The sequence below is a fragment of the Synechococcus sp. MW101C3 genome (assembly GCF_002252635.1).
Taxonomy (GTDB): Bacteria; Cyanobacteriota; Cyanobacteriia; order PCC-6307; family Cyanobiaceae; genus MW101C3.
On record NZ_NQKX01000012.1, the window covers coordinates 1 to 26,122 of the forward strand.

Annotated in this window: 21 protein-coding genes and 1 pseudogene; 5 read left to right on the forward strand and 17 right to left on the reverse strand. The window is 65.5% G+C overall.

The genetic code is table 11. The annotated features are described in order from the left end of the window. Nucleotides 1-131: 131 nt before the first annotated feature. The 9 genes from CJZ80_RS14065 to CJZ80_RS14100 form a co-directional block, all read right to left on the reverse strand. The gene (locus tag CJZ80_RS14065; protein ID WP_094514639.1) at nucleotides 132-830 is read right to left on the reverse strand and encodes a DUF429 domain-containing protein; all 699 of its coding nucleotides are present in this window, start codon (nucleotides 828-830) and stop codon (nucleotides 132-134) included. A gap of 2,421 nt (nucleotides 831-3,251) precedes the next feature. Continuing rightward, entirely contained in the window at nucleotides 3,252-3,665 is a 414-nt protein-coding gene (locus CJZ80_RS15970) for a polysaccharide biosynthesis/export family protein (protein ID WP_094514642.1), read from the reverse strand. 105 nt (nucleotides 3,666-3,770) lie between these two features. Then, entirely contained in the window at nucleotides 3,771-4,037 is a 267-nt protein-coding gene (locus CJZ80_RS15220; protein WP_144037044.1) for a hypothetical protein, read from the reverse strand. Nucleotides 4,038-4,247: 210 nt separating this feature from the next. Next, the gene (locus tag CJZ80_RS14075) at nucleotides 4,248-4,976 is read right to left on the reverse strand and encodes a Bax inhibitor-1 family protein (RefSeq protein WP_094514645.1); all 729 of its coding nucleotides are present in this window, start codon (nucleotides 4,974-4,976) and stop codon (nucleotides 4,248-4,250) included. Between the two features lie 111 nt (nucleotides 4,977-5,087). After that, entirely contained in the window at nucleotides 5,088-5,582 is a 495-nt protein-coding gene (locus CJZ80_RS14080; protein WP_094514648.1) for an aromatic acid exporter family protein, read from the reverse strand. Further along, nucleotides 5,579-6,610: a PhoH family protein gene (locus CJZ80_RS14085; protein WP_094514650.1), complete on the reverse strand. Its 1,032-nt coding sequence runs from the start codon at nucleotides 6,608-6,610 to the stop codon at nucleotides 5,579-5,581. Before CJZ80_RS14085 ends, CJZ80_RS14080 begins: the two co-directional genes overlap by 4 nt. Before the next feature lie 11 nt (nucleotides 6,611-6,621). Then, a complete protein-coding gene (rpsP, locus tag CJZ80_RS14090; protein WP_094514717.1) occupies nucleotides 6,622-7,080 on the reverse strand; it encodes a 30S ribosomal protein S16 in 459 nt (152 codons plus the stop codon). Between the two features lie 76 nt (nucleotides 7,081-7,156). Beyond that, entirely contained in the window at nucleotides 7,157-8,647 is a 1,491-nt protein-coding gene (ffh, locus tag CJZ80_RS14095; protein WP_094514652.1) for a signal recognition particle protein, read from the reverse strand. 125 nt (nucleotides 8,648-8,772) lie between these two features. After that, on the reverse strand, nucleotides 8,773-10,827 hold the full coding sequence (locus CJZ80_RS14100) for an IMS domain-containing protein (RefSeq protein WP_233133134.1): 2,055 nt from the start codon (nucleotides 10,825-10,827) through the stop codon (nucleotides 8,773-8,775). A gap of 160 nt (nucleotides 10,828-10,987) precedes the next feature. On the opposite strand from CJZ80_RS14100, the gene pdhA reads away from it, so the two are divergent. Then, nucleotides 10,988-12,070, forward strand: coding sequence for a pyruvate dehydrogenase (acetyl-transferring) E1 component subunit alpha (pdhA, locus tag CJZ80_RS14105; protein ID WP_094514657.1), 1,083 nt, complete (start codon nucleotides 10,988-10,990; stop codon nucleotides 12,068-12,070). A gap of 54 nt (nucleotides 12,071-12,124) precedes the next feature. On the opposite strand, the gene CJZ80_RS14110 is transcribed toward pdhA, so the two are convergent. The 3 genes from CJZ80_RS14110 to CJZ80_RS14120 all read right to left on the reverse strand — a co-directional run bounded on the left by CJZ80_RS14110 (nucleotide 12,125) and on the right by CJZ80_RS14120 (nucleotide 15,737). Continuing rightward, on the reverse strand, nucleotides 12,125-13,039 hold the full coding sequence (locus CJZ80_RS14110) for a histone deacetylase (RefSeq protein WP_094514660.1): 915 nt from the start codon (nucleotides 13,037-13,039) through the stop codon (nucleotides 12,125-12,127). 10 nt (nucleotides 13,040-13,049) lie between these two features. Then, on the reverse strand, nucleotides 13,050-13,979 hold the full coding sequence (locus tag CJZ80_RS14115) for a sigma-70 family RNA polymerase sigma factor (protein WP_094514664.1): 930 nt from the start codon (nucleotides 13,977-13,979) through the stop codon (nucleotides 13,050-13,052). 144 nt (nucleotides 13,980-14,123) lie between these two features. Continuing rightward, complete coding sequence (locus tag CJZ80_RS14120) at nucleotides 14,124-15,737, reverse strand: NAD(P)H-hydrate epimerase (RefSeq protein WP_094514668.1); 1,614 nt, start codon at nucleotides 15,735-15,737, stop codon at nucleotides 14,124-14,126. A 206-nt stretch (nucleotides 15,738-15,943) separates the two neighbouring features. On the opposite strand from CJZ80_RS14120, the gene mnmA reads away from it, so the two are divergent. Continuing rightward, nucleotides 15,944-17,056, forward strand: coding sequence for a tRNA 2-thiouridine(34) synthase MnmA (gene mnmA, locus CJZ80_RS14125; protein ID WP_369803110.1), 1,113 nt, complete (start codon nucleotides 15,944-15,946; stop codon nucleotides 17,054-17,056). Here the strand turns inward: mnmA and CJZ80_RS14130 are convergent. Then, nucleotides 17,047-17,310, reverse strand: a complete 264-nt coding sequence (locus tag CJZ80_RS14130) for a 2Fe-2S iron-sulfur cluster-binding protein (RefSeq protein ID WP_094514672.1) — start codon at nucleotides 17,308-17,310, stop codon at nucleotides 17,047-17,049. The genes mnmA and CJZ80_RS14130 overlap by 10 nt on opposite strands. A 94-nt stretch (nucleotides 17,311-17,404) precedes the next feature. Here CJZ80_RS14130 and CJZ80_RS15975 point away from each other — a divergent pair. After that, a pseudogene (locus CJZ80_RS15975) lies at nucleotides 17,405-17,584 on the forward strand (hypothetical protein); the annotation flags it as partial. A 1,285-nt stretch (nucleotides 17,585-18,869) separates the two neighbouring features. Here the strand turns inward: CJZ80_RS15975 and CJZ80_RS14140 are convergent. Both CJZ80_RS14140 and CJZ80_RS14145 read right to left on the reverse strand, forming a co-directional pair. Further along, nucleotides 18,870-19,454: a rhodanese-like domain-containing protein gene (locus CJZ80_RS14140; protein WP_198948327.1), complete on the reverse strand. Its 585-nt coding sequence runs from the start codon at nucleotides 19,452-19,454 to the stop codon at nucleotides 18,870-18,872. Nucleotides 19,455-19,531: 77 nt separating this feature from the next. Then, complete coding sequence (locus CJZ80_RS14145) at nucleotides 19,532-19,960, reverse strand: NUDIX hydrolase (protein WP_094514675.1); 429 nt, start codon at nucleotides 19,958-19,960, stop codon at nucleotides 19,532-19,534. 222 nt (nucleotides 19,961-20,182) lie between these two features. Here CJZ80_RS14145 and CJZ80_RS14150 point away from each other — a divergent pair, with 222 nt between their 5' ends. Then, a complete protein-coding gene (locus CJZ80_RS14150) occupies nucleotides 20,183-21,661 on the forward strand; it encodes a glycosyl hydrolase family 57 (RefSeq protein WP_094514721.1) in 1,479 nt (492 codons plus the stop codon). Between the two features lie 29 nt (nucleotides 21,662-21,690). On the opposite strand, the gene CJZ80_RS14155 is transcribed toward CJZ80_RS14150, so the two are convergent. Then, entirely contained in the window at nucleotides 21,691-22,416 is a 726-nt protein-coding gene (locus CJZ80_RS14155) for a GAF domain-containing protein (RefSeq protein ID WP_094514723.1), read from the reverse strand. Between the two features lie 173 nt (nucleotides 22,417-22,589). On the opposite strand from CJZ80_RS14155, the gene CJZ80_RS14160 reads away from it, so the two are divergent. Then, nucleotides 22,590-24,647 (forward strand): ATP-binding protein, encoded by a 2,058-nt coding sequence (locus CJZ80_RS14160; protein WP_094514679.1) that lies wholly within the window; start codon nucleotides 22,590-22,592, stop codon nucleotides 24,645-24,647. 21 nt (nucleotides 24,648-24,668) lie between these two features. Here the strand turns inward: CJZ80_RS14160 and CJZ80_RS14165 are convergent, their stop codons facing one another. Continuing rightward, nucleotides 24,669-26,006: a cation:proton antiporter gene (locus CJZ80_RS14165; protein WP_094514680.1), complete on the reverse strand. Its 1,338-nt coding sequence runs from the start codon at nucleotides 26,004-26,006 to the stop codon at nucleotides 24,669-24,671. Nucleotides 26,007-26,122: the final 116 nt, after the last annotated feature.

A 26,122-nucleotide genomic window follows, 5' to 3' on the forward strand; every position in this document is an offset into this window, starting at 1 on the left:
GACAGGTTGAAGAACACCGATCGATCAGCAGCCCCCGCAGATTGCGGGGGCTTTTTTTTGGCAGGAAGCAGGGAGAGGTGGATGGGGTTAGGCGCAGGTCTGCGGGGTGGGTATGTGGCTCTGGGCCTGGCTCATCCCCAGATCCGCATCGGCAGGCCGGCACTGTCTCTGACGTCAGCGTCACCAAAGGCCACGGCTGACCCGTCGGCGAGACGGCTGGCGGTGTGCAGAGTGGCTAGGGCATCAAGGATGTCGTCGTCGGCCACCTCCCGCTTCAGAAATCGGCTCCGCACGCGGCTGACGGTGCCAGGGAAGCAACCCTCCACCAGGGCGAGCCGCTCGGCGCGGCCGGCAGCCGTCTTCTTGGCATGGAGCATCGGCGTGTCGCCGTTCCAGCGAGCGAAGCACACCTCAGGGTGCGCCTCCACCGTGGCAGCGGCCAGCTGCGCATTCGCCCGCAACACCCCATCGAGCTCGCGGATCTTCGGCAGCAGGAAAAAGCTCTGCTTGCTGAGCTTGCGCCCCTGCGCGGCCAGCGAGAGTTCACAGGCCTGTACGTAGGTGGTGGCCGCGAGCACGGCCCGCACCGGTGCAGGAAACACACTGCTACCCCGCTGGCGCAGGAAGCGCCGTGCCGCCCGGTCGCAGGGACGTGGCCCGTTGTCGCCCAGTCCGATCGGCATATCGATGGCGGTGATGGCTGGTTCAGCCCCCTTGAACAGCTCGACGGCGCTGCGGCAGAGCCGCACCCGCACCAGCCGTTCTTGCTGCCCCAGCTCCACGCACAACCAGCCGGCCCGGCAGCCGTCGACGCCGCGCAGCAGCGTCATCTGGCCCCGAGGACGACCTCTGCATCGCCCTGCGACAGGCGATCCCGGGGGCAGGGCGGCGCCACATTGGCCGTTCCCCTGGCTGTTCCACTGCCTTGATCAAGTCTTGCCCCACGGCCTCGCTTCGCCTCGGCCTTGCTTGGGCGTTTCATTACCGCGGAACAGGCGGTTGAGGAGCCATTCGCCTGGCACCGGGAACTGCAGTGGTTTCTGAATCTGCGGACGGCGCTCGTTCCGCCCTTGTGGACATCTGCGGAAAATGATGTCCTGTGGATCATTGATTGGTTGAAACTCTGGAAAGCCAGTCCGACTGCGAAGCAAGGGTCCTGGGATAGCAGGGATGGATGGGTGGGGCTCATGGGCAACAGTTAGCTCGGGTTTGGTGATTTCGAGCAGACCACATCCAGGTGAATCCATCCCCCAACAGCGTGTTGTTTGGCCGCAGGAATGAACAACCTCGTGAGGGATCACCGCTAAGAAAGCACAAGCAGGCTGCCAACCTTTTCCCCGTTGATGACGTGGCGAATGGGTCGAGTTCTGGCGTGGGGTTGGAAACTGCGTGATGGAGTGAAAAGGCGCTGCTGGGAGCTTGTAGGCAGCGGCTTCCCATGGCCACGTGGCGTGCCCCAATTCATTTTGCCAGCCGTTGGCCCTCTGTTGGGAGGGGCGGTGGTATGGGAAAGCTAGTCCCTTGGAGCGGCCTGACAGAGCTGGCCTGGGTCGCTGAGACTGGAGGTGGCAGCCTTGAATCAATCCGGGAATTCACTGCCTTTGGTGGGGATGGCAGCGATTGCAGCAACGGGTGGATGGTTACCAATGCGATGGATAGAGCGCCTTGATTCGGTACAGGCTGTTGTGCAGCCCAGTCTTCAATGTCTTTGATTGCTGCACGACTGTGGGGCGCACGCAGCAAAGTGGCAGTACCGTCGTGGTGGATTACCACAGGCACCTGTTCTATCAGGGTAACTCTGGTTGAGGGAAGATGAACAACTTGTGCAGTGAGTTCGGTGAGTTTCTGTTTGCTGGTAGAAACGAGCTGGTTTACCGCCTGGCGCATGGGAGTGCGCCACTCGGCGGGCAGCGGCGCTAGTGGATCACCGCTGCTTGCCCAGTGTGCACGTTGAGCCCTAGCAAGAACCGGCATCACGACTTCGCGTGAGGAGGCGAGGGTGAGCGGACCGCCCAGCAGATCAGCCTTGCTGAATCCGATCGATACGCCCGGCCGGGGAACTCCAATCTGTTCACGGAGCCCTTCTTCCCTTGCTCTTGAAGACGCAACCAGGACGTTGTCGCTTCGTTCAGATGGCACGGCCGCTGGGCTTGAGGATGGATTATGTCCAAGGCCTTCTTTCGGGCTTGATGACTGAAGGAAAGGGCCCTCCTTTCGATTCGACGCTGGCTCCTTGGGGAGAGAGGAGCTGGACGAATTCAGCAGCAGTGCTGACAGCACCGAATCGTGAATAGCCGCAGCATGATCTGCAACGAGCTTGCGCTTTGCGGGTAATGGCCTAGCGGGAACGTCAACCAATTGGCTCACCCCATGGCGCTCACTGCCATTGATCATGGCCAGGGTGATCCAGACCAACGGGAAGAGCGTAGTGACACAGATGACCCGCAAAGTGGCCATCGCATTGCTTTGCATCATGACCTCTGCGTTACAGACAACCCTAGGTAGGAGACGCTAGATGAGCGCTTGTCAGAACCGTGGGTTGATGTTGTCATTAGAAGAATGGATCACCATGAACTGCCCTCTGGGCAGGCTTGCCTAGTTCCGGGTGTCCACCGCGTTGTCTGAGGGGTTTCGATTCTTTACCATGGTGTCACCCTCACGCAAAATTGAGTTGAAGGTAGTGGACACCACACCCATTGGTTGTAGGCGATGGCGGGGGTTTGGCGCTACATAGTGCTATTGAGGCGGATGAGAATGATCTGAGCGTCGCTCCTCGGTGCACCAGTGCTTAGGCCCCTTTGCGATTCGAGTGATGTCCATCAGAGGGTGGTTGCTTTCCCGCAGAGGGACGTACCCCAGAGCTCGGACCGCCAAGCTCACAGTCATGGTGATTGTCTCGGCGAAAGGGTTGCCATCGTCAATCTTCGGCTCATCATCCGCTGATGGCGTGAAGATTCGAGCGGTCAGGAAGGTGTTCCGGTAGAACAGAGATTGTCCTGATACTGGCTGTTGATGCGTGGAAATTCAACGAAGTTGAGCTTGATAGGCTTGACCTCTGCGCCTATGCTCGGCGTTCTGAGGCTGAGGTGAAAAGCCACCTGGCGCAGATCCGCGCTTCATGGGGTGATGCTGCCGGGCTTCTCAATCGTTGATATCACGAAGGAAAGGCTCGGTTAGTTCATAGTGAGTCATTGTCTTTCGCACCATCTCCCGCTTGGCGCCAATGACCCTGCTTGGATTCGGAATCTCTCCTAACCCCGACGCAAGCACGGGCTTATCCGAACAATTCGCAGCGTGAGCTCGGGCCGCAATAGCACCTGTTTATAGAGTTGGGTTAACCACCTCTCTGCTTGACTCAGAGTGAGGCCGCTGAGCTTGGCTGAACCAATGAGGGCCAGCGAGGCAGTGCCATCGCTGAGTATTTCCAGGCTGCCACCTAGGGGCTGTGCCGAGGAATGGAGCATTCTCAGTTCCAGTACATCCCCAGGGGCGAGGATGTAGCCTTCCACCTGTATGGGCTCGCCGCAGTGTTGCAGGAGCTCCGTTTGAATCTGCATGGCCTGTGTCGCTGATCCTGCAGGCAAGGCTGCTGGAGCCAACAGCACAGAGGCAGCGGCCACCATCAGAAAACGATGTGGTAAGGAACCTGGCTTACGGGAAGGCATGGTGCTGACAAATCGCTGGCCTGAGAATGGTTGCTATTCGGAGGCCGATATGCATGGTTAGCAGATGGCTCACTGTTTGATCCGGGAAGCAACCTACACTGTCCCTCATACCTGAAGGTTGCCACAACATGCGATCAGGGAATCAATGCTGGCAAGGTTACGCTCCAGATGGGCGAGCTGCTGCTTGATCGCCTTTTGCATTCTGCTGATGCGAGGGCGCCTCTTCTTGACCACGACAAGACACTGCGGGCTGGTTTTCTGTCGATGTGTGCCTAGCTTCTGGGCAAAGGTATCTCTGATTGGCGGATGCATCGCATCAGGTTTCCCCTGCTGAATGACGAGAATCGGATTTCTAGCAGGGTGAGAATTCATCAGATCAGCAAACGGTGTGGATTCTGTGCAGCTAGTTCATGGGATTGGTGCCCATGCTATTGGATTCGCTTGATGCAATGCATACTCGTTCTCGCGCAGAAAATCGCACACCTAGAGGAGGTCTTGGCTCGCCTTGTTGGTTCATCCGGAGCAAGTCAGCATGAAAAAGCCAGGGGTAACCCCCTGGCAAATCACAACACTGTGCAGTGTTCAGTCGCGCCGGCCGCCGCCGTTGAGGGCAATGATCAGGCGCAGAATGAAGATGAACAGGTTGATATAGGTGAGGTACATTCCCAGAGCGCCGGCCAGGTACTGGTCGTCGTTGTAGGTGCGGGGCATCGTGTAGAAGTCGAGGAAGGCGGCTCCCACGAACAGCACGGTGCCGAAGCCGGCGATCAGCAGCTCGAAGCCGTTGCCACCGAAGCCCGGAATGAAGATCCCGCCCACGATCTGCACCACCATGGCGATGATCAGGCCGAGGATGCCCAGGCCCACCACACCGCCCAGGGCCTGGCCCAGGTTGTCGCTCATGCGGCGGCCCACCATTGAGGCCACCACGAAGGTGATGCCGGTGGCCAGGGCGGCCGTGCCGATGGCGCCGATCCCGGCGGTGCCGATGGCCATGGCCACGATGCCGCTGAGCGTGAACCCCGTGATCAGGCTGTAGATCGCCAGGATCGGCAGCGCCGTGCTGTTGTTGCCCTTCATCGCCACGTTCTGGGCGACGAAGAACAGGATGAAGTTGCCGATCAGGGCCACCCAGAACAGGGGCATGAACAGCGGGGTGCCGATCATCGACAGGCCACCCACCACACCCCCGGCGGTGAGCACCATGCCGCCGCCCACATAGGGGAGAGCCTTGTTGACCACATTGGGGCCAACCAAGGCGCTCGACTGGGCCTCACGAATGGCTTGCTGAAAATTGCTGCTGGCCGGCATTGCGCTCCAGTGGAACGAAACTCCATCCATCCTGCCAGCGGGTTTCGGTCATTGGGAGCGTCCACGCCTGCTGAGGGGTGCGGATCTCCCCATGCCGTCTGAACGGTCGCTTCAGTCTTTGTCGACGGGACCTGGCCAGAGCCGGACGCCCAGCATCGCCACGCCCGTGCCGATGCAGGATTCAACGAAGCGAAGCAAGGCGTTCAGGCCCGGGCTCAGCTTCGGATCCAGGCTGCCGGTGACCATCACCACGATCACCGTGATCGCAGCCAGGCGGCCGTGGCTGGGAATGTTGACGACGGCGCAGAGCAGAACCGTGGCGAAGATCGCCAGGGCCATGCCGAGCGGGTGAAAGGGCAGCAGCGTCAGGTAGATGGCGCTGGTGATCGCGCCGATTGCCGATCCAAGAATGCGCAGGGAGGCGGAGGAGGTCGTTTCCCTGCGGGTGGACTGGGTGACCACGATCGCCGAGATGGCCGACCAGAGGCCGCCGATCTTGGGCAGATAGCCAGGGAACAGGCTGGTGAACCAGAAGCCGAGCACATAGGCCACAAGGGCCGCCAATGCGATTTCGGCGGGAATGCGGAGCCGTTCTCTGCTGTTCATGGTCCCCGGCGGCGTTGCTGGCCGTCGAATCGCTGTTGCGCTGTGGGTGCCGGCCCGTTGGCATCGCGGTTGGCGTAGGCGGTCACCAGCCGCTGCACCAGGGGGTGGCGCACCACATCGGCCGCCGTGAGCTCGCAGATCGCCACGCCTTCGACCCCCTGAAGCACCTGGGCCGCCTCGATCAGGCCGCTGAGCTGGCCCGCCGGCAGATCCATCTGGGTGGGATCACCCGTGACCACCATGCGGGAGTTCTCCCCCAGCCGCGTCAGCACCATGCGCATCTGGGCTGTTGTGGTGTTCTGGGCTTCATCGAGGATCACGAAGGCGTCGGCCAGCGTGCGGCCTCGCATGTAGGCCAGCGGAGCCACCTCGATCACCCCTTTTTCCAGCAGCGCGCTGGTTCGTTCCGCCCCCAGCAGGCTGTGCAGCGCGTCGTAGAGGGGACGGAGGTAGGGGTCCACCTTCTGCTGCAGATCGCCGGGGAGGAAGCCCAGCCGTTCGCCTGCTTCCACGGCAGGCCGGGTGAGGATCAGCCGTTCCACCCGCCGCTCAGTCAGCATCCGCACCGCCTGGACGGTGGCCAGGAACGTTTTGCCGGTGCCCGCTGGACCGAGCGCCAAGGTGAGGTCGTGGCGCTCCATCGCCTCGACATAGCTGCGCTGGCGCAGGGTGCGCGGACGCAGCAGCTTGCCGGCCTGGCTGCGGGCCAGCACCACATTGCCCAGGTCGCGATGTTCGGCGCTGCGGCCGGTGTCGAGCGCCACCAGTGCGGTTTGCACATCCACGGCCCCGACGGCCTGGCCCTCTTGCCAGAGGGGCCTCAGCAAATCAACGAGGGCGGCGGCCCGCTCGCGCTGGCTGCTGCGCCCCTGAATCGACAAATCAAGACCCCGCAGCACCATGGAGACGCCGGTGAGCGCCTCGATGTGGTGCAGGGTGGCTTCTGCTTCGCCAGCCAGAGCCAGGGCTGACGATGGATTCGGCAGCGCGATGAGCGTGCGCGAAGAGGAGGTGTCGGCCCCGGTCATGGGGCGCGCCCTCAAGCGGCCGCAGAAGCAGCAGTCGGTTCAGGTTCGGCGGCGGCGGCAGCAGCGGCTTCAGCAGCCTCTGCCGCTTTGGCAGCAGCTTCAGCGGCTTCCTTGGCGGCAGCTTCTGCAGCGGCGGCCTTGGCTTCTGCCGCTTCCTTCTCAGCCTGCTTGGCTGCAGCTTCGCGGGCAGCGGCCTGGTTGGCCTTGCCGACGGTTTCGCCCGGACGGATCGTTTTCTCGATCAGGCCGCCTTTTTCCAGCAGCGAGCGCACCGTGTCGGTGGGTTGGGCGCCCTGGCCCAGACGCACACGGATCGCCTCGGTGTCGAGGCGTGTTTCTTTCGTGCGGGGGTTGTAGAAGCCCAGTTCCTCCAGCGGCCGCCCATCACGACGTGATGTGCTGTTGGTGGCAACCAAGCGGAAGCTCGCTTCCCGCTTCTTGCCGAACCGCTTCAGGCGGAGCTTGATCATCGTGGCGCAGTCGTGAAGATGGCAGTCCATAACGGTACAACAGCCCTCACAGCCCACAGGCGCGGCCGGCTGCTGCTCACAGCTGGCCGAAGCCTTTGCGCTTTTTCGGCGGCCGGTTGGCTTTGCGCGCCCCCCCAGCAGTGCCCCCACCGGCAGCGGCCGGCATCCCTCCGCCCATGCCGGGGAAGCCGCCCATGCCTGGCATGCCGCCCCCCATTCCGGGGAATCCAGGCATGCCGCCGCCCATCCCTGGCATGCCCGGCATGCCTCCGCCGCGGGTCATCTGCTGCATGAAGCCGCGCATCTTCTGGAAATCAGCCAGCACCTTGTCGACATCCGCCGGGGTGTGACCGCTGCCTGCGGCGATGCGCCGCCGCCGTGAGGGTTGGGCCGCCAGCAATTGGGGTTGCTTGCGTTCGTCCTCGGTCATTGAGCCGATCATCGCCTCGATCCGCTTGAGCTGGGCCTCGCCCTGCTTGAGCATGCCGTCGTCGATCTTGTTCATTCCCGGGATCAGCTTCATCAGGCCGCCCAGAGATCCCATGCGCTTGATCATGCGCATCTGCTGAACGAAGTCGCTGAAGTCGAAGGAGGCTTCCTGCAGCTTCTTCTGCATACGCTCCACATCGGCGATCTCCACCTCCTTCTGGGCTTTCTCCACCAGGGTGAGCACATCGCCCATACCGAGGATGCGGCTGGCCATCCGCTCCGGGTGGAACGGCTGCAGGGCTTCCACCTTTTCGCCGGTGCCGATGAACTTGATCGGCGCGCCGCTCACCTTGCGGATCGAGAGCGCCGCACCCCCGCGGGAGTCGCCGTCGAGTTTGGTGAGCACGGCTCCGGTGATGCCCACCTGCTCGTGAAAGGCGCGGGTGAGGTCGGCGGCCTCCTGGCCGATCATCGAATCCACCACCAGCAGCACCTCATCGGGCGCTGCCACGGTGCGGATCCGCACCATCTCCTCCATCATCGCGGTGTCGATCTGCAGCCGGCCGGCGGTGTCCACCAGCACGGTGTCGAAGCCTTCGGCACGCGCCTTGGCCACACCCGCGGCAGCGATGTCCTCCGGCCGGGCGTCGGCCCCCAGGCTGAACACCTCCACGCCGATCTGCTTGCCGAGGGTCTGCAGCTGATCGATGGCGGCGGGCCGGTAGACGTCGGCGGCCACCAGCAGCGCGCGCCGGCCCTGTTCCTTGAGGTGGAGGCCCAGCTTGGCGGTGGCGGTGGTCTTGCCCGCCCCCTGCAGACCGGCCATCAGCACCACCGTGGGGGCCTGATCGGCACGGGCCAGCGGTGCGTTCTCCCCGCCCATCACCTCCACCAGTGCCTGATGCACCAGCTGGATGAACTGCTGATCCGGGCTCACCCCCCGCACCACCTCGGCACCGATGGCGCGCTCGCGCACATCGGCGATGAAGCCCTTGACCACATCGAGGCTGACATCGGCCTCCAGCAGGGCCCGGCGCACCTGCTGCAGCGCCCCATCCACGTTGCTCTCGGTGATCTTGTCCTGGCCTCGCAGGCTCTTGACCGCGTCTTCGAAACGCTGGGAAAGTTCGTCGAACATGGGGCGAAGCACCGGCGGATCGTGACCCGATCGTAAAAACATGCCGGCCGGCCTTCCGCCGCTGCTTCGGCGGCGCCGCTTGCACGCCCCCAGCCTCAGCTCAGGCTCAAGGGCTCAGCTGCGGCTCAGGAGAGCGGGCGGAAGCCCACCACCTTCCACACCTCGCCCTCGCGGCCGAAGATGTAGAGGTTGCGAAAGTTGGTGGCAGGGGTGCGATCGACCACCTTGCCCTGGGCGTCGAGCGCCGTGTCGCTGTAGCGGATGTCCACGGCGGCGGCGATCCGGCGGGGGGTGCGGGTGTCGATGCGGAGGCCCTGGATCTCGGTCGTCACCTGCTCACGGCTCACGCCCCGGGCACGGTTGCGGCGTAGCTCGGCGGCCAGTTCGCGCACCAGCCTTTCCCGGGCCAGGTCTGCGGGCGGGATGGCGGGGGTTCGGCCATCGAGGGCTGCGGCTTTGGTCTGCAGCCAGGCTTCCAGCAGGGCGCGCAGCTGGCTTTCATCCGGCTCGGCGCTGGTGAGCGGCACTGGGCCAGCCGCCCGGGCTGGCTGGGGCTTGGCCGCGGGGGGGCTCTTGGCGGGGGTGTCTGCTGGCGGGGGGGAGGTGCTGGTGGCGCCCACTCCTGGTTTGGGCTGCTTGTCGGGGCTGGCGGGCGACAAGGGCCGCAGGGCCATCATTCCTGCCAGGCCAGCGGCGACGAAGGCGCTGACCAGAACGGCGGCCGCGGCCATGCGGCCCCAGCCGGGCAGAGCTTTCCAGCCGGCGGCGCCAAGGGGAGCGCGCCTGGGGCGGGGGGCGGCACTGGACCGCGCCGGGGTGGTTGTCGCTGTGCGGAAGGGGTCTGAGCTCTCGAGCGGCAGGCTGGCCGGGTCAGCGGCGGGCTCCAGTGGATCCGGCCAGCGCATCGGGTCTTCAGAAGAAGCTGCCGTGCCACGGGACGCCAGAGAGTCGAGGACCGGAGCTGTGGTGAGCGGAGCAGCAGACATGGCTTCCGCACCGGCATGGCTCCTGCCCTGCAGCTCCCGGTTCTGGCGCCGGTCGAGCTGCTCCACATAGGCCTGCACGTCGCGATCGGCGAAGTAAGCCTCCAGATCAGGGTCGATTTCGATGTCGCGGTATCCGGCGAGAACATCGCGCCGCAGCCAGTCGCAGCAGTAGGCGCAGAGCTGAGCCAGCGGTTCGCTCCCATGCTCGGCCGCCCAGGCGCGCAGGGCGGGATCAGCGCCCTGGCTGAAGCAGGCCTCCGCCGTAGCCACCCGCCCCAGCAGCAGATGCTGGCAGGCCAGGAAGGGCTGCAGGCCCGGTTGACCGCTGGCCTCCAGCCGCAGCTGGGCGGCGGCGATGCGTTCTGGCTTGCGCTGGGCGAAGCCGGAGGCGGTGAGCGCCAGGCAGGCCAGGAATTCGGCGGTGGCGGAGCCGGGGGTGGTGGCGTTGCCGCTGGCCCAGCGGCTGAACAGGTCGACCTGCTCCTGGACCGTCAGGTAGTGGCGGATCTGCTTGAAGAAGTCCTGGAAGTCTTTCCTGGGTAGGGCTGGATCTCCGTCGCCCTCCAGTCCGCCGCGCCGCTCCACCAGCATCTCCAGCAGGTTCAGACCTTCGGCGCGCTCGTCGGTGGCGCTCAGATCACGCCGCAGCAGATCGAGCACCCGAAACGGCAGCAGATCGGCCAGGTCGTGTTCCATCTGCCGTTGCTGCTCCGGTTGGCGGCCCGTGCGCCGCATCAAGGTGATGCCCTCCTGAAGCAGCTGGGCCGCCCGCTCGAACTGACGGCGCCCCTGCAGCTCTCTGGCACCCATGCGGCAGGCTTCCCCCGCCAGCAGGGTGAGATCGGCCTCGCGGTGGCTGCCCAGTGCCGGCGCCTGCGGCGGTTGCAGGCAGCGACGGGCTGCATCGAAAGCATCGATGGCCAGCCCCGCTTCCCAGAGCAGCAGCAAGGCCCCCATCTCGCGGGAAGGCGGCACGTCCAGGCCCGGTGTCAGGGCGCCGTCCTCGGTGTCGAGCGCCATGAGCTCGGCTTCGTAGGCCTGGCGTCGCTCCGGATCGCTGAGCACATCAGCGCTTTCGCGCAGCAGCACGGCACGGGCCTCCAGGGCTGCGGCGGTGAAACCCTGCTCCGGCGGCCGGTCGAGCCGCTGCTGCAAGGTGTGCAAGACCGTCTGGGCATCAGTGGCCGGTCTCACCCCCAGAAGTTGGAAATGGTCGATCGGCAGTTCCAACCCTGGCGACTCGCAATCCCGCGGCACGGGCTTGGCAGGGAGTGTAGGCAGAGGCAACCAATTTGACTCTGCAGGCGGAACAGACCCCGTACAGTCAGCGGTCAGAAGTTCCGCTGTCCCTGCCATGACCCAGGAGATCGCTGTCCCGGCCCCGCCGGCGGCCGAGCCTGTCAGCAGCCATTCGGAAAGGCTCGCATCCCTTTACACGGCTGGCCCCACATCGGTGAGCCGTGCCGACGGTCTGGTCCTCTACCGGGACATGACCCTGGGTCGACGGTTCGAAGACAAGTGCGCGGAGATGTACTACCGCGGCAAGATGTTCGGCTTCGTGCACCTCTACAACGGCCAGGAGGCCGTGAGCACGGGCGTGATCAAGGCGATGCGTGCCCAGCACGACTGGTTCTGCAGCACCTATCGGGATCACGTTCATGCGCTCAGCTGCGGCGTGCCGGCCCGTGAGGTGATGAGTGAACTGTTCGGCAAGGCCACCGGCTGCAGCAAGGGCCGGGGTGGCTCCATGCACCTGTTCTCCAGGGAGCATCACCTGCTGGGCGGCTATGCCTTCATCGGCGAAGGCATCCCGGTGGCCCTGGGGGCGGCGTTCACCAGCCGCTACAAGCGCGACGCGCTTGGTGATGCCAGCAGCGATGCGGTCACCGCCGCCTTCTTCGGCGATGGCACCTGCAACAACGGCCAGTTCTTCGAGTGCCTGAACATGGCGGCGCTCTGGAAGCTGCCGATCCTGTTCGTGGTGGAGAACAACAAGTGGGCGATCGGCATGGCCCACGACCGTGCCACCAGCGATCCGGAGATCTGGCGCAAAGCTGCCGCCTTCGGCATGGCTGGCGAGGAAGTCGACGGCATGGATGTGCTGGCGGTTCGCGCTGCGGCTCAGCGGGCGGTGGAGCGGGCCAGGGCGGGTGAAGGCCCCACCCTGCTGGAGTGCCTCACCTATCGCTTCCGCGGCCACTCCCTGGCCGACCCCGACGAGCTCCGCAGCGAGGCGGAGAAGGACTTCTGGGCGCAGCGCGATCCGATCAAGGCCCTCGCCGCTCACCTCACGTCCCACGGCCTCGCCAGCGCCGATGAGCTGAAGGAGATCGAGAAGGAGATCGACGCGGAGGTGGCCGATGCGGTCAGCTTCGCCCTCGCGGCGCCCGAGCCCGATCCCGCCGAACTCACCCGCTACATCTGGGCTGAAGACTGAGGCGCTGAGGGCTCGCCAGCCCCAACACAGAGGTGCAGTGGCGGCCTGCTGGGCTCACAGCCCGTGCAGGCGGGCCTGCTCAGCAGCGGCGCGGAACACCAGCCCATGGCGCTCCACCAGCTCCGGCAGGCTGTCGTAGCCGCCGCCGATCACGCTGGCCACGGGGACCCCTCGCCTGAGGCAGGCGTCGAACACCAGGCGGTCGCGCTGCAGCAAGCCCTCGCTGCTGAGACAAAGCCTGCCCAGCCGATCGTCGCGGTGCGGGTCCACACCGGCGTTGTAGAGCACGAGATCCGGCCGGAGCCGCTCGAGCAGGACGGGCAGGTGCTCCCCCACCGTCTCCAGGTAGGCCTGATCCTCGAGGCCGTCAGCGAGTGGCAGATCCAGGTCGCTGGCTTGCTTGTGCAGGGGAAAGTTGCTGGCGCAGTGCACCGAGAAGGTAAACACGCGTGGCTCTTCGGCGAACAGCGCCGCCGTGGCATCGCCTTGATGCACGTCCAGATCCACCACCAGCAGCTGACGCACCGCCCCTTCCGCCAGCAGCACCCGGGCAGCGACGGCGTAGTCGTTGAAGATGCAGAAGCCGCTGCCCTGGGTGGCGAAGGCGTGGTGGGTGCCGCCGGCCAGATGGCAGGCCACGCCATGGCGCAGGGCTAGCCGGGCGGTGAGCACGGTGCCTCCTACCGCCAACCAGGTGCGGCGCACCAGTGGTGCCGTGGCCGGCAGGCCGATGCGCCGCTGCTGGGCCGCACTCAGCTGATTGCGGGCAAACGCCTGGTGATACGTGCGGGGATGCACCTGTTCGATCCAGCGACGCGGCGCTGGCAGCGGCTGGTGCAGCTGGCTGTCCCGGGCCAGATCCCGTGCGCGCAGCAGGTCGTGCAGCAGCCGGAATTTGGCCATCGGAAAACGATGGCTGCTCGGCAGCGGCGCGGAGTAGGCCGGGTGGTAAACGAGGGGAGGCCGCAGGGGCTGGCCCTCAGAGGCGGCTGGGCAGCCGGTGGGTGAGGCTGCGCAGCTTGCGCAGCGCCTTCAGTTCCACCTGCCGCACCCGTTCACGGGAAACGTCGAGCTGACGGCCGATCTCGGCGAGGGTGTGGCGCTCGTCGCCATGCAGTCCGAACCGGAGTTCGAGCACCTGGCGCTCCTGTTCGGAGAGATGGCTAAGCCAGCGGTTGAGCTGTTCGTGGTGCATGCCACGCTCCACCACATCGAGCGGTTGCTCGTTGGCGGGATCGGCGATCAGATCCCCGAGGAAACTGCGGCCCTCTTCGCCGTTCACGGGCGCATCCAGGCTGGAGGTGGTGAGGGCCTGGCCCAGCAGGGCATCAAGCTCTTCGAGCGGCATCGCCATGGCCTCGGCGATTTCGCGGCGGCTGGGCATGGCGCCAAGCTTGTGGGCCAGATCTAGGCTCACGCGGCGGATGGCGGTGAGCCGTTCGCTGAGATGCACTGGCAGGCGGATCGTGCGCGACTGGCAGGCGATCGCGCGGGTCATGCTCTGGCGGATCCACCAGAAGGCATAGGTGGAGAACTTGTAGCCGCGGGTGGGATCGAACTTCTCCACCGCCCGCTCCAGACCGAGCGAGCCTTCCTGGATCAGATCGAGCAGCTCCAGCCCTTTGCCCTGATATTTCTTGGCCACGCTGACCACGAGCCTCAGGTTGGCTTTCATCATCCGCTGCTTGGAGCGGCGACCGATCCGGATCAGCTGACGTTCCTGGTCGGTGGGATGGTCGGGCTCACCGGATTGGGTGAGCTGCATCATCGCCTGCACCTGATTGCCCAGTTCGATCTCTTCGGCAGGGGTGAGCAGAGGTTCTCGGCCAATGGAGGTGAGATACCAGCTGATCGGATCCCCACCGCGGCTCCGACTGCTTTTTTCGCCCTGGAGGCTGGAGGCTGTCATGGAGGAGCCTGTGCCCGCTGATTGGCGTCACTATCCGCTCTGTTTTTTGAAAGGGGCTGTGATTTCAGCAACCTTTCAACTTTCTGCGTGCAAAAGGAAACATTGGCCGGTTTGATTGATCGATTCGTTCATTTGTCGCCTGATTCAAGCGGCAGATCCCAAGGTGGCGGCCACTTCCTGGGGCGTGGTCTGCCCTGCCCCTCGCTGCCGGGCACAGGTCAGGCCCGCCTCGGCATGCTCCAGCACCGCCGCTGCCAACAGCACCCCGTCCCCGGCGGCGGCGCATGCGCCTCGCCCGGCGGCGTACCCCGCCAGCACATCCCCCAGGCCGGCCCGGGCGGCGGCGGTGGCCGCCTGGAGCACTTGCCAGCGCCGCCCATCGGCAGCGGCCACCACGGTGCGGGCCCCCTTGAGGGCCAGGCTCACACCGCACCGCTGTGCGGCGGTGGCGGCGGCCCGCAGCGGCGTTTCACCGGCCAGGTCGGGGAACAGCCGGGCGAACTCGCCCTGGTGGGGCGTGAGCCAGGTGGTTCCGGCCCGGCCCCGCAGCCACTCCTCTGGCGCACCGGCGGCGCCGGCCGCCAGGCGGTTGAGCCCGTCGGCGTCGAGCACCACCAGCCCGGGAAAGCGACCCAGCGCCTCCCAGCCCTTCTCCTCGCCGCCCGCCGTTGCAGCAGAGCCGTGCTCCATCCTCAGGCACGCTTCGCCACCAGCCCCGCTGTCGCCCCAGTGATCGCCTCCGATGCCGGGCCCCACCAGCACAGTGTCCAGCCGCTCCAGCAGCCCGGGATTCGCCAGACCCGCCAATGCCAGCCCGCCGCCGACCCGCTCCTCAAGTGCGGCGCTGATCACGACGTGGGGCTGCACCAGCCAGATCTGCTCCGCCAGGGCGCGGGGCAGGGCTGCCCGCAGGCTGCCGCAGCCGCTGGCACTGGCCCCCAGCAGGCTGAGCTGGCCTGCTCCGGGGTAGGCGGCGCTGCCGCTCACCACCAGCACGCGCCCTCGGGCGTACTTGCCGGCCGCCTGGGGCCGCTGGGGCCAGGGAGCGGTGGCCCGGTCGCTGCCGAGCAGTGCCAGTGGTTGATCGGCGGGCAGGTCCGCCAGCAGTGCCGCCGGCAGGCCGAGATCGAGGCGCTCCAGCTGGCCCACCCAGGCCAGGGCCGTGTCCTGCACCAGCCCCTGCTTGAGCAAGCCCAGGCAGTACGTGATGGCGGCGCAGGCGGCCACCGGGCCCAGGGGCCGGCCGCTGTCGGCGCAGAGGCCGGTGGGCACATCGATCGCCACCAGCCGACCGCCCATCAGCCGCTGGCGCTGCTCCAGCAAGGTGGCGATGCGGGGCTCCGGCGGCCGGTGCTGGCCGATGCCGAACAGGCCGTCGACCCACAGCTCGGTCGCCGCCGGATCGGGTGGCGCCGCGAGGCGTTCGATGCCCAGCCAGGCCGCATGGCGCAGATGGGCTTCGGTAAGGGGTTTGTGGCGCTCAAACGGGCTCCAGATCCGCACGGCGACACCGGCCAGGTACAGCTCCCGTGCCACCACCAGCGCATCGCCGCCGTTGTGGCCCGGCCCTGCCAGCACGAGCACGCCATCCCGCAGCAGCTCGGGCCGCGCCAGCAGCGCCCGGCTGATCGCCAGGGCGGCTTTCTCCATCAACGCCTCCACCGGCAGCCCGCTGGCGAACAGGCGTTCCTCCAACGCCGCCATCGGCGCGGATTCCACCAGCAGGTGGGCGGCGTCACGGGCGGGCCAACAGCTCATGGCAGCACTCGAAGGGTGGGGCCCAACCGTGCTGGGCGCGTCGCTTCATGATGGAGAGGCCCCGACGCTGCGCACTCGCGACGGCGGCACCGCTCCCCTTGGCCTTTCCTCCCCCCGCCACCTCCGGCGCCCCTGACGGGCCTTCTGCCACCGCAGCCGCTCTTGCTGCCACCCCTGCCGCCCCCGCCGCTGCTGTGATCGGCCGCCTGCGCGGCTGGCCCGGGGAACATCGGGTGGCCGTGGGGCTCTCCGGTGGTGTCGACAGCTCCCTCACCGCGGCGCTGCTTGTGGAGGCCGGCTGGCAGGTGGAGGGGCTCACCCTCTGGTTGATGAGCGGCAAGGGAGCCTGCTGTGCCGAAGGGCTGGTGGACGCGGCCGGGATCTGCGAACAGCTGGCGATTCCGCATCACGTGGTGGATTCGCGCGCCCGCTTTGAGGAGCAGATCGTCGGGTTTCTGGTGGAGGGCTATGCCGCTGGGGTCACGCCCCTGCCCTGCTCCCGCTGCAACCGCGAGGTGAAGTTCTCGCCGATGCTGGAGTGGGCGGAGCGCGAACGCGGCATTGCCCGGATCGCCACCGGCCACTACGCCCGCCTGCGGCACGCTCCCGAACCGAGCGGCCGTACCCAGCTGCTGCGCGGCCTGGATGCGCGCAAGGATCAGAGCTACTTTCTCTACGACCTGCCCCAGCAGGTGCTCAGCCGGCTGGTGTTCCCGCTCGGGGAGCTCACCAAGGCGGACACGCGGCTGGAGGCGGAGCGGTACGGGCTGCGCACGGCCAGGAAGCCTGAATCCCAGGACCTCTGCCTTGCCGATCACCATGGCTCGATGAAGGCGTTTCTGGATGCCTATCTGCCGCCGCGCCAAGGAGAGATTGTGCTGAGTGATGGGCGGGTGCTGGGCCAGCATGACGGCATCGAGCACTTCACCATCGGCCAGCGCAAAGGACTGGGGGTGGCCTGGAGCGAACCGCTGCATGTGGTGCGCCTCGATGCCGCCATGAACCGGGTGGTGGTGGCGCCGCGGGCTGAGGCCGGCCGGGGTGGCTGTGTGGTCGGGGCGATCAACTGGGTGTCAATCGATCCGCCCCAGGCGCCGCTGGATCTGGAGGTGCAGGTGCGCTACCGCAGTGCTCCGGTGGCGGCCCGGCTCACTCCCCTGGCTGCCATCGCCGCCGACACGGCCGCCGGCCGGCCCAGCCGTGCCCGCCTGGAGTTCGCCGAGGAGCAGTTTTCGATCACCCCCGGACAGGCGGCGGTGTTCTACGCCGGAGAGGTGCTGCTGGGCGGCGGCTTGATTGCCGCAGAAGATCACCAATAGGGATCGACTGCCAGCTCCACCTGCAGGACGCCGTTGCCGCAGGCGTGAACGGTGGCGATGCAGGCCCTCAGCACCTCGCCGTTGACATCGATTTCGCAGGCCCCGCAGCTACCACCCAGACAGCCGGTAGGAATCACCACCCCGGCCGCGGCGGCTGCCTGCAGCCAATCACTGCCCACCGGTGCGCTGGTAGTGCTGCCATCTGGCCACTGAATCGCTACCACGGGCTCTGAATTCGGCGGGGCCTCAGGCATGGCGTGGCGAGGGGGAGGAGGAGCAATCGGGACGTGGATTGCTACAGAGAGACTCAGGAACATCCGCCCCATTCACAGGAGGATGACCCTGTGATTGCAGGTAAGCACTGGGTTCACGGGCGGCAAGCCGCTTGGATTCGGAGACTACGAGCAGATCACGGCAAAGAAGCGCACCTAAGGCGAGACGTTTCTGGCCGACATGGAGCAGGTCGTGCCCTGGCAGGCGCTGATCCATCTGGTTGAGCCCCGCTACCCCAAGAGCGGCATGAAAGGAGGCCGCCGTTTGGCCTTCAGAAGACCCGGCTGCGGGGAATGACCAAGAACAGCTGCAAGGTGAACGTGTTCGCTGCTCAGCGATGCTGTTCTTGGCCCATCATCAGTTGTTGGATAGGACATGACCAGCGAAGGGTGTGCTCCTCTGGACGACAATGGAGAACCGAATCAAGCAGGGTAAATGGCCCCAAAGAGCTGGAATTAGACCGAACCTTGCTGAATCTGAACCGAGAAGGGCCAACGCGAACCTGCCAAGGGCACTTAGGTATCGCTTGCCACTTTTTGACCACAACTTCCCTGATATAGCTCCTTCCTTCTTGATACAGGCGAAGGAGCAGTATTTGAGTCAGCGGTGCAATTGTGGCGATTGCTACTTGCGTGAAGAGCTGTATCAACCTGGCTTTCAAGCCCGGAAAGCCCTAAGATTGGGCTTGCATCAAGTTCCATAGTTTACATCCGCAGACCATGACTTCAGGAAAACATGGTTCACATTCAAGCGCATCCTCTCTGCAATTTCCTTCATGTCTTTCACTCGTAGACGGCTTTTTTGCAAACTGCCAGCTCGTGTATCAACACAATCAGGACATTGGCGCCCCTGAAGAGGAGGTGATGGCTGTTCCGAGTGAGCTGTCGGCAGAATTCCAAAAACTATCACCTGCGGTCAGGAACTTAGGCAGGGCATTTGAGCTCGGTCTTTTTCATGACTGATGCCATGGTGGCTTCAGTTGGCTTGTTGGAAGCCTTGGGGCATTTCGATTCTATCTGAATTCCTTTCAAGTGCCTTTATCTCAACTCGGTTGCACTCGAATATGACTCGAATATGATCAGAAAGGCTCTCAATTGCAGTTCTGTCTGTCAATCCTAATGCCCAGTGCCAGTGCTGGACTTTCTCACACTTCTTCCGTTCATTCGATGCATTTTTAGATGCCATCCGGTTGGCGGTGATCGTTCACGAAGAGCATGGTTTCATTGGGATCGCGAGGCTTGACTTCGACTCTGGCGCTCCCCAGCACTCGTTGAGTTGGATCGAGAATTCCGAGCAAGTTTCAGCACTGCGGCTCCGACCAGTGCTCTCCCGTAGGCATCATGATCCCGTGGGCACCTTGGGCAAGCGAGGAGAAACCACGCCAGCGGCACGCAAGGGTCAGGCTCTTGATCCCAGCTTTAGGACACAGCAGCGCCCATGCATGGCTTGAGCGACATACCCAGTGTTTGGCAGGGGCACCTGCCGCTCCCTCTCCGCCTGGGCAAAAGGGCAGATGCTGTGGTTGCCCTAGACGAGCGCATCAGCGAGTCATCTCTTTAGGTAGACCAGGACGCCTAACATCGCCCGGCAGTACTAGGAATCCGTAGACGACGGGCTCATATCCTCGCGGCAGCAAATTCCAGCCAGCGTCATACACATGCACCCTGCGGGTGGCCTTGCCATCGGCCTCGAACGGCAGGCCCGCATGGGCCCAGGCCAGCGCACTGCCAGCCAGGTTGCGGGCCTCGAACCCTCGCTCTCTGAGCGTTCTGGTGTAATGGCCGCTGCGCACGCCGATGGTGCAATACGGCACTACGAGCCAGGAACGATAGCGGGCGCTGTTGCGCTCGAACTCTTCGCTGCTGATCGCCCCCGGCAACATCGACACGCGCCGTTCGTGCGGTTCGCGCACATCCACCAGCACCGCAGGCCGGTCGTTCGGGCGGGTCACCCATTCGCCCACGGAGATCTCCGGCTGGCCGGGAAACTGCTGCAGCTTCATCTCGTTATAACGGCGCTGCACTTCGGCCGCCAGCTCCTGATCGGCGGAGCTGGAGGTGCCTCTGTCACTGCCTTCATCCGAGCGATGCAGCCACAAGCCCGCCACAGCGGTGACCAGAGCCACAGCCAATGCCGCTCTGGCCCTGGCAGTTTTGGACCACGAAGGACCCACCCAACGCAGCCGCTCAGGGCCAGGTCGCTTCATGGCACCCAGCCCTCCTCCACCAGCTTCTCCACCGCCCGCTGCAGCGAGGGGGCCAGCGGGCGCGTTTCCGTGCGGCGGGGGCTCCAGATCGAACCGGTGCGCAGCTCCTCCAGGGAGGCCAGCGTCAGATCCTGCCCCTCACGCAGATCGAGCGCATCCAGGGGCAGCGTGATGGTGGTGCGGAAGAAGTGGGCGTCGCGTTGTGGGTTGCGGTGCAGAAACCAGAAAGCGAGGTCTTGCGCCTCCCAGCGGATCTCCTCGCGCAATTCGCGCCGCAGGGCCTGCTCCGGGGTTTCACCCGGATCCAGGTGGCCGCCGAACAATCCCCAGGTGCCGGGGTACACGATGCCCTCGATGTCGTCGCGCAGCTGCAGCAGCCAGCGGCCCTGCTGCTCCGCCATCGCCAGGGCCACCTCCACGCTCATCGCTATTGCCGGCCGCAGACGGATCCAGCTTGGCGCGGGGGGCGAGGAACCAGCTGGCGACCGACCAGTGCGTGAGCAGGGGAAGAACAGCGCAAGACCAGCGGAAGGACAGCGGAAGGACAGCGGATGGACATCGGATGGACAGTGCCCGACCAATCCGTGAGCCATCCGGGGCCAGCCCGGGCCGCCGCGACGATGATGACCCTGCCGGCAGCCATCACAATGAGCCACCCAACCCTGCCGCCGATCGCCGGCTCAGAAGCCGAGATCCTTGCCCTGGTACAGGATTCCGGCCCGGTGTTCCTGCCACGCAGCAACCTGAACCTGGGGCAGATCCGCTCAGGCTTCGCCTGCGCCTTGCACATGCACCAACCCACGATTCCAGCGGGTACCGGTGGTGAGCTGATCTCCCACCTTCAATACATGCTGGAGCATCCGGGCGAAGGCGATAACCACAACGCCGAACCCTTTGCCCACTGCTACAGGCGTCTGGCAGACATCCTCCCCCAGCTGATTGCAGAGGGCTGCAACCCACGGATCATGTTGGATTATTCCGGCAATCTGCTCTGGGGCCTGGGTCAGATGGGCCGCGTCGATGTGATCGAGGCGCTGCAGAAGCTCGCCTGCGACCCCAGCCTCCAGCCCCATGTGGAGTGGCTCGGCACCTTCTGGAGCCACGCAGTGGCGCCCTCCACCCCGATTCCCGATCTCAGGCTGCAGATCCTCGCCTGGCAGCACCAGTTCAAGGCCCTGTTCGGCCCTGAGGCACTGCAGCGGGTGAAGGGATTCTCCCCACCGGAGATGCACCTGCCCAACCATCCCGACACCCTCTATGAGCTGGTGAAGGCGCTCAAGGAATGCGGCTACCGCTGGCTGCTGGTGCAGGAGCACAGCGTGGAACGGCGTGATGGCAGCGGCCTGAGCCAGGAGCAGAAGGTGCTTCCCAATCTGCTGGTGGCGCGCAACTCCAGCGGGGAGGAACTGTCGATCACGGCATTGATCAAAACCCAGGGCTCCGACACGAAGCTGGTGGGTCAGATGCAGCCCTGCTATGAAGCGATGGGGCTGGGCCGGCAGGTGCTGGGAGGCAGCACGGTGCCGTCGTTGGTGTCACAGATCGCCGATGGCGAGAACGGTGGCGTGATGATGAATGAGTTCCCGCCCGCCTTCCTTCAGGCCCACCGCACCATCAGTGCCAAGGGCAGCGAGGCGGACACGGTGGCCATCAACGGCACGGAATACCTGGAGTTGCTGGAGGCGGCTGGGGTGACCTCCGAGCAGTTCCCCCAGATTCAGGCGGTGCAGCAGCACAAGCTCTGGCAACAGCTGAGCGGCCCGCCCAGCCCTGCTGCCACTGAAGCTGCGATCGCCGAGCTCCAGGCCCAGGATTCCTCCTTTTCGATGGCCGGCGCCTCCTGGACCAACAACCTCAGCTGGGTGGAGGGCTACGCCAATGTGCTCGAACCAATGACCAGCCTGAGCGCTCAGTTCCACCAGCTGTTTGCCCCTCAGCTGGCGAGGGATCCCGGTGTCACCGCCACCGAGCCTTACCAGCAGGCCCTGCTGCACCTGTTGTTGCTGGAAACCAGCTGCTTCCGCTACTGGGGCCAAGGCACTTGGACCGACTACGCCAGCGAGATTCACAGGCGCGGCCTTGCCCAGCTGGAGCTCGCAGCCGCCGGCGCCCTACAGGTTGTCTAGACCGCGCCGCAGGTTCGGCTCACCCACATTCAGCTTTCCGGTGCATCCCCGGCAGGATCCCCCGGGATGGGCTCCACTTCTGGGAAGAAGCGGGCCATGCAGGCGTTGCAGACACCGTGGGAGAACTCCACGTTGTCGTGGCTCTTGATGAAGGCCTCCACGCTCTGCCAGTAGCCGCTGTCGTTGCGGATGCCCTTGCAGTAGGAGCAGATCGGAATCAGCTCCTCCATCACATTGATGCGCTCGAGGGCAGCCGCAAGCTGATCGGACACCCGCTTGAGCTCCAGCTGCAGCACCACCTGATGGGCCAGCACTTCAAGCGCGTGCACCTGCGCGGCGCTGAGTTCACGGGGTTGGCGGTCGATCACGCAGAGGGTGCCGATCTTGGCGCCTTCCGGTGTGCTCAGCGGCACCCCCATGTAAAACACGATGTTCGGTTCGCTGCATACGAGCGGGTTATCGCGAAAGCGCTCATCTTCGCGGGCATCCCGCACGACGAGGGTTTGCTCGCCGAGAATGGCGTGCGCGCAGAACGACACATCACGGCTCGTTTCGCTCACCTCCAGGCCCACCTTGGATTTGAACCACTGGCGTTCCTCATCCACCAGGCTGATCAAGGCGATCGGCACGTCGCAAAGCTGGGCGGCCAGATAGGTGATCGCGTCGTACGACGATTCAGCCTCCGTATCCAGGATGCGGTAGTTCTTCAAGGCCTCCAGGCGGGCTGCTTCGCGTGGAGCCACATTCGCGCGCATGGAAAGCCTGATCACCACTGCAAACGTAGGGAACAGGGATCGTGCGCCCTGGGAGGGTTCACATCTCCTCATGGCGCAACGCCAGGTCCTCGCGCAGGCGCGCCTGAGGGGCCACCGTTGTAGACCAGAGAGACGACGGGCCGTGAGGGCATCTGGCTGGCTGGTTCTCCCGCATGTCCGGTGTTTCCCGGTCGGCTCAACGCCAGCCTGAGCTCGCCACATCCGGTTGGAGCCGCCAACGCATTCGCCGCGAGAGCGTTCTACTGGCCGCCACGATCTTTGGCGTGGCCGCGGTTGCACTCAGTTTCAACTACTGGAGTGCCACCAGGCTGCTGCGCCAGGAGGTGCGCGAAAGCCTGCGCCATCTGGTGAGCATCGCTGCGGGCGAGATGGATCCAGCCCTGGTGGCTGCGATCACCAGTCCCGAGCAGACGGGCAACGCCGATTACCGCCGCGCCAGTGCTCCGCTGCTGAAGCTGCGCCAGCTGGTGCCCGAGATCTTCTACGCCTATGTGTTGGTCAACTCGCCGGAAGGCCTGCGCTTCACGCTTGACAGCACCTATTACATCAAGAATCCGAGGGACTTCGTCAGCCCTCTCACCGTTGGTGAGCTCTACCTCGACCCCTCGGCGGACGCGCTGCAGGCGGCCCGAACCGGCTTGATCCAGATCAGCGCCAGGCCCTATACGGATCAATTCGGCACCTTCATGAGCGGCTTTGCCCCGATCCGCAGGAGCGATGGGGAGCAGGTGGGCCTGGTGGGCATCGATTTCTCGCTGGCGCAACTGCAGCGCAAGGAACTTCCGCTGCAGCTCACCTTCGGGCTTGGTCTGCTGGGCAGCGCCGGCTTTTCGCTGCTGGCGGCCGGCTTCCATCGCCGTTCCCTCAAGGCCCGTGCCCGAGCGTTTGAAGCCATGGCTTCCGCCGATCGGGCCAAGAGCACCTTTCTCGCCACCCTCAGCCACGAGATCCGCACCCCACTCAATGGCGTCATCGGCATGACTGGCCTTGTGCTGGATACGGACCTGTCCAGCCAGCAGCGGGAGTGCCTGGAGATCGTGAACAGCTCGGGCGAATCCCTGCTCGCCCTGCTCAATCAGGCGCTCGACTTCGCCCGGATCGAAGCGGGAGACCTGGTGGTCGAGCAGGCGCTGTGCTCACTGCCTGCGCAGATGGAGGAGGTGATCGCCACCTGCCTGAGCCTGGCCAGAGCCAAGGCGATCGACCTGTCGTTGGTGGTGGGCGCAGAAGTGCCGCCGCTGATCCGCACCGACGGCCAGCGCTTGCGCCAGATCCTGCTCAACCTGATCGGCAATGCCATCAAGTTCACCGACGCCGGCCGTGTGGTGGTCTCCGTTCAGGCATCTGAGGTCACTGGGGAGGTCACAGCAAAGGGCACCGCCCCCAAAGGAGAGCAACCGGCAACTGCCTTGACCTTCTCCATCGTGGACACCGGGGTCGGCATGGCCGCCGATCAGATCGAGCTCCTGTTCCGGCCGTTTTCCCAGCTCACCAGCTCCACCAACAAGCCCCACGCCGGCACCGGTCTGGGCCTGGCCATCAGCCGGCAGCTGGTGGAAGCCCTCGGCGGCACGATCCAGGTGGAGAGCCACCCCGGCCAAGGCACCGCTGTGAGCTTCAGCCTGCCGGTGGAAACGGTGGCCTCAACGCCCGCTCCGGAGGCGGACGCCGCTGTGTCTGCGCTGGACCCCCTTGCCACAGGGTCTGCTCTGGAAGCTGCGGCCTCTCCAACTGCCCTGGAACCCCCGGCCGCCACACCTCCGTCAGGTTCCTCGTCTTCGCCGCCGGCCCAGCCGGAGGGCAGCAGCTTCGCGGCCTGCCATCCCCTGCGCATCCTGCTGGCCGACGACAGCGCCGTGAACCGGCGGCTCTGTGAGCTGATGCTGCGGCGCCTGGGCTATGAACCCGAGTCCGCCGCCGATGGCCAGGAGGCGCTCGAACGCCAGCGCCAGTTCGACCCGGACCTGATCCTGATGGATGTGCAGATGCCGCGGCTGGATGGCCTGGAGGCCACCCGCCGCATCCGCTCCGCCACCGGTGGCGCGGAGCGGCCCTGGATCGTTGCCGTCACCGCCTTCACCACCGTGGAAGATCGGGCGGCGGCCCTGCAGGCCGGCATGAACGAAGTGCTCGGCAAGCCGCTCAAGAGCGAACCGCTCACGGCCAGCCTGGTGCGCGCCCACGCCCGCTGCCGCGCCCATCCGCCATAGGCGTGCAGCCAGGCCCCGGCCTCAGGGGGTGAGCTCCACGGCCTCTGGGGGAGTGGCCAGCACCAGGCGCAGCAGCACCGGCGCCAGGAAGGTGGTGCCCATCACCATCAGCAGGATCGCCGCCTCCAGCGACGGACCCAGCACTCCGGTCTGGGTGCCGAGGCCGAGGAAGATCAGGCCCACTTCGCCGCGCGGCATCATGCCCAGCCCCACCGCCAGCCGGTTGGTGGGCTCCTTGCTGAGGTAGCTCCAGCCCGCCGCCACCTTGCTCACCACCGCCGCCACCAGCAGGAAGCCGGCCATCACCAGCCCCTCATGGTTGGCCGCATCGAAGGGGTTGAGCACGGCCAGATCGAGGCCGCTGCCGATCAGCACGAAGAACACGGTGGCGAACAGCGCCACTAGGGGCTTCACCGCCACCTCGATCGCATGCTGGTGGCGGGAGGAACTCAGGATCAGCCCGCCGGCGAAGGCGCCGAGGGCGGCCTCCAGCCCGAAGGCCTGGGCCGCGAAGCAGGCCAGCGAAAGCACCAGGAAGGCCGCCACCACCACTTCACCCGGGGCGCGCAGGCGGTCGAGCAGCCAGTCGAAGGCGGGCGCGGCGGTGCGGCTCAGCAGCAGGGCCACCGCCACGAACACCGCAGCTGCTGCCACCAGCTTCAGCACCGGCGCCAGGGCGAAGCCTTCGCCGCCGGCCAGCGCCACCACCACCGCCAGGATCACGATGCCGAGGATGTCATCGAGCACAGCCGCGCCGATCACGGTCTGGCCGTCGCGGGTGCGCAGAAACTTGAGCTCGCCCAGCACGCTGGCGGTGATGCCGATGCTGGTGGCGGTCATGGCGGCGCCGGCAAAGATCGCCGGCAGCAGGGGCACACCGAACAGGGCATGCAGCCCGAAGGTGCCAAGAACAAAAGGCAGCACCACCCCGGTGAGCGCCACGGTGATGGCTTGCACCCCCACGGCCATCAGCTCCTCCAGCTCGCTTTCGAGGCCGGTGAGGAACAGCAGGGCGAACAGGCCGATCTTGCCCACCGACTGCAGGTTGCTGAAGCTGTGGTCGTAGATCTCCTGCACCTGGACCGGCTCCACGTGGGCCAGCGAGGCGATCGCGCCCTGGGCGGTGCCGTTGAGCGCACTGGCCAGCTCCGGCGCCAGGATCAGATGCAACCCCGACACGCCGATCAGCACCCCGGCCACCAGCTCACCGAGGATGGCCGGCAGGCCGAACCGCACCATCAGCTCGGCCAGGGCGCGGGCGGCGAAGAGGATCACGATGAAGCGACCCGCCTGGATGAGCGTTTCGGCCGCTTCGATCTGATGCCCCCCGGTGGAGAGCAACAGGGCTGGAAGATCCATGACAGGCGCTCAGCAGTGTGCCGGGCATCCTTTCATCCCTGCAGGGTGATGGAGACCACCATGGGCAGACCGCGATCAGAGGGCCTCAGGGTCGGCCACCTGCTCAGCCAAACGAG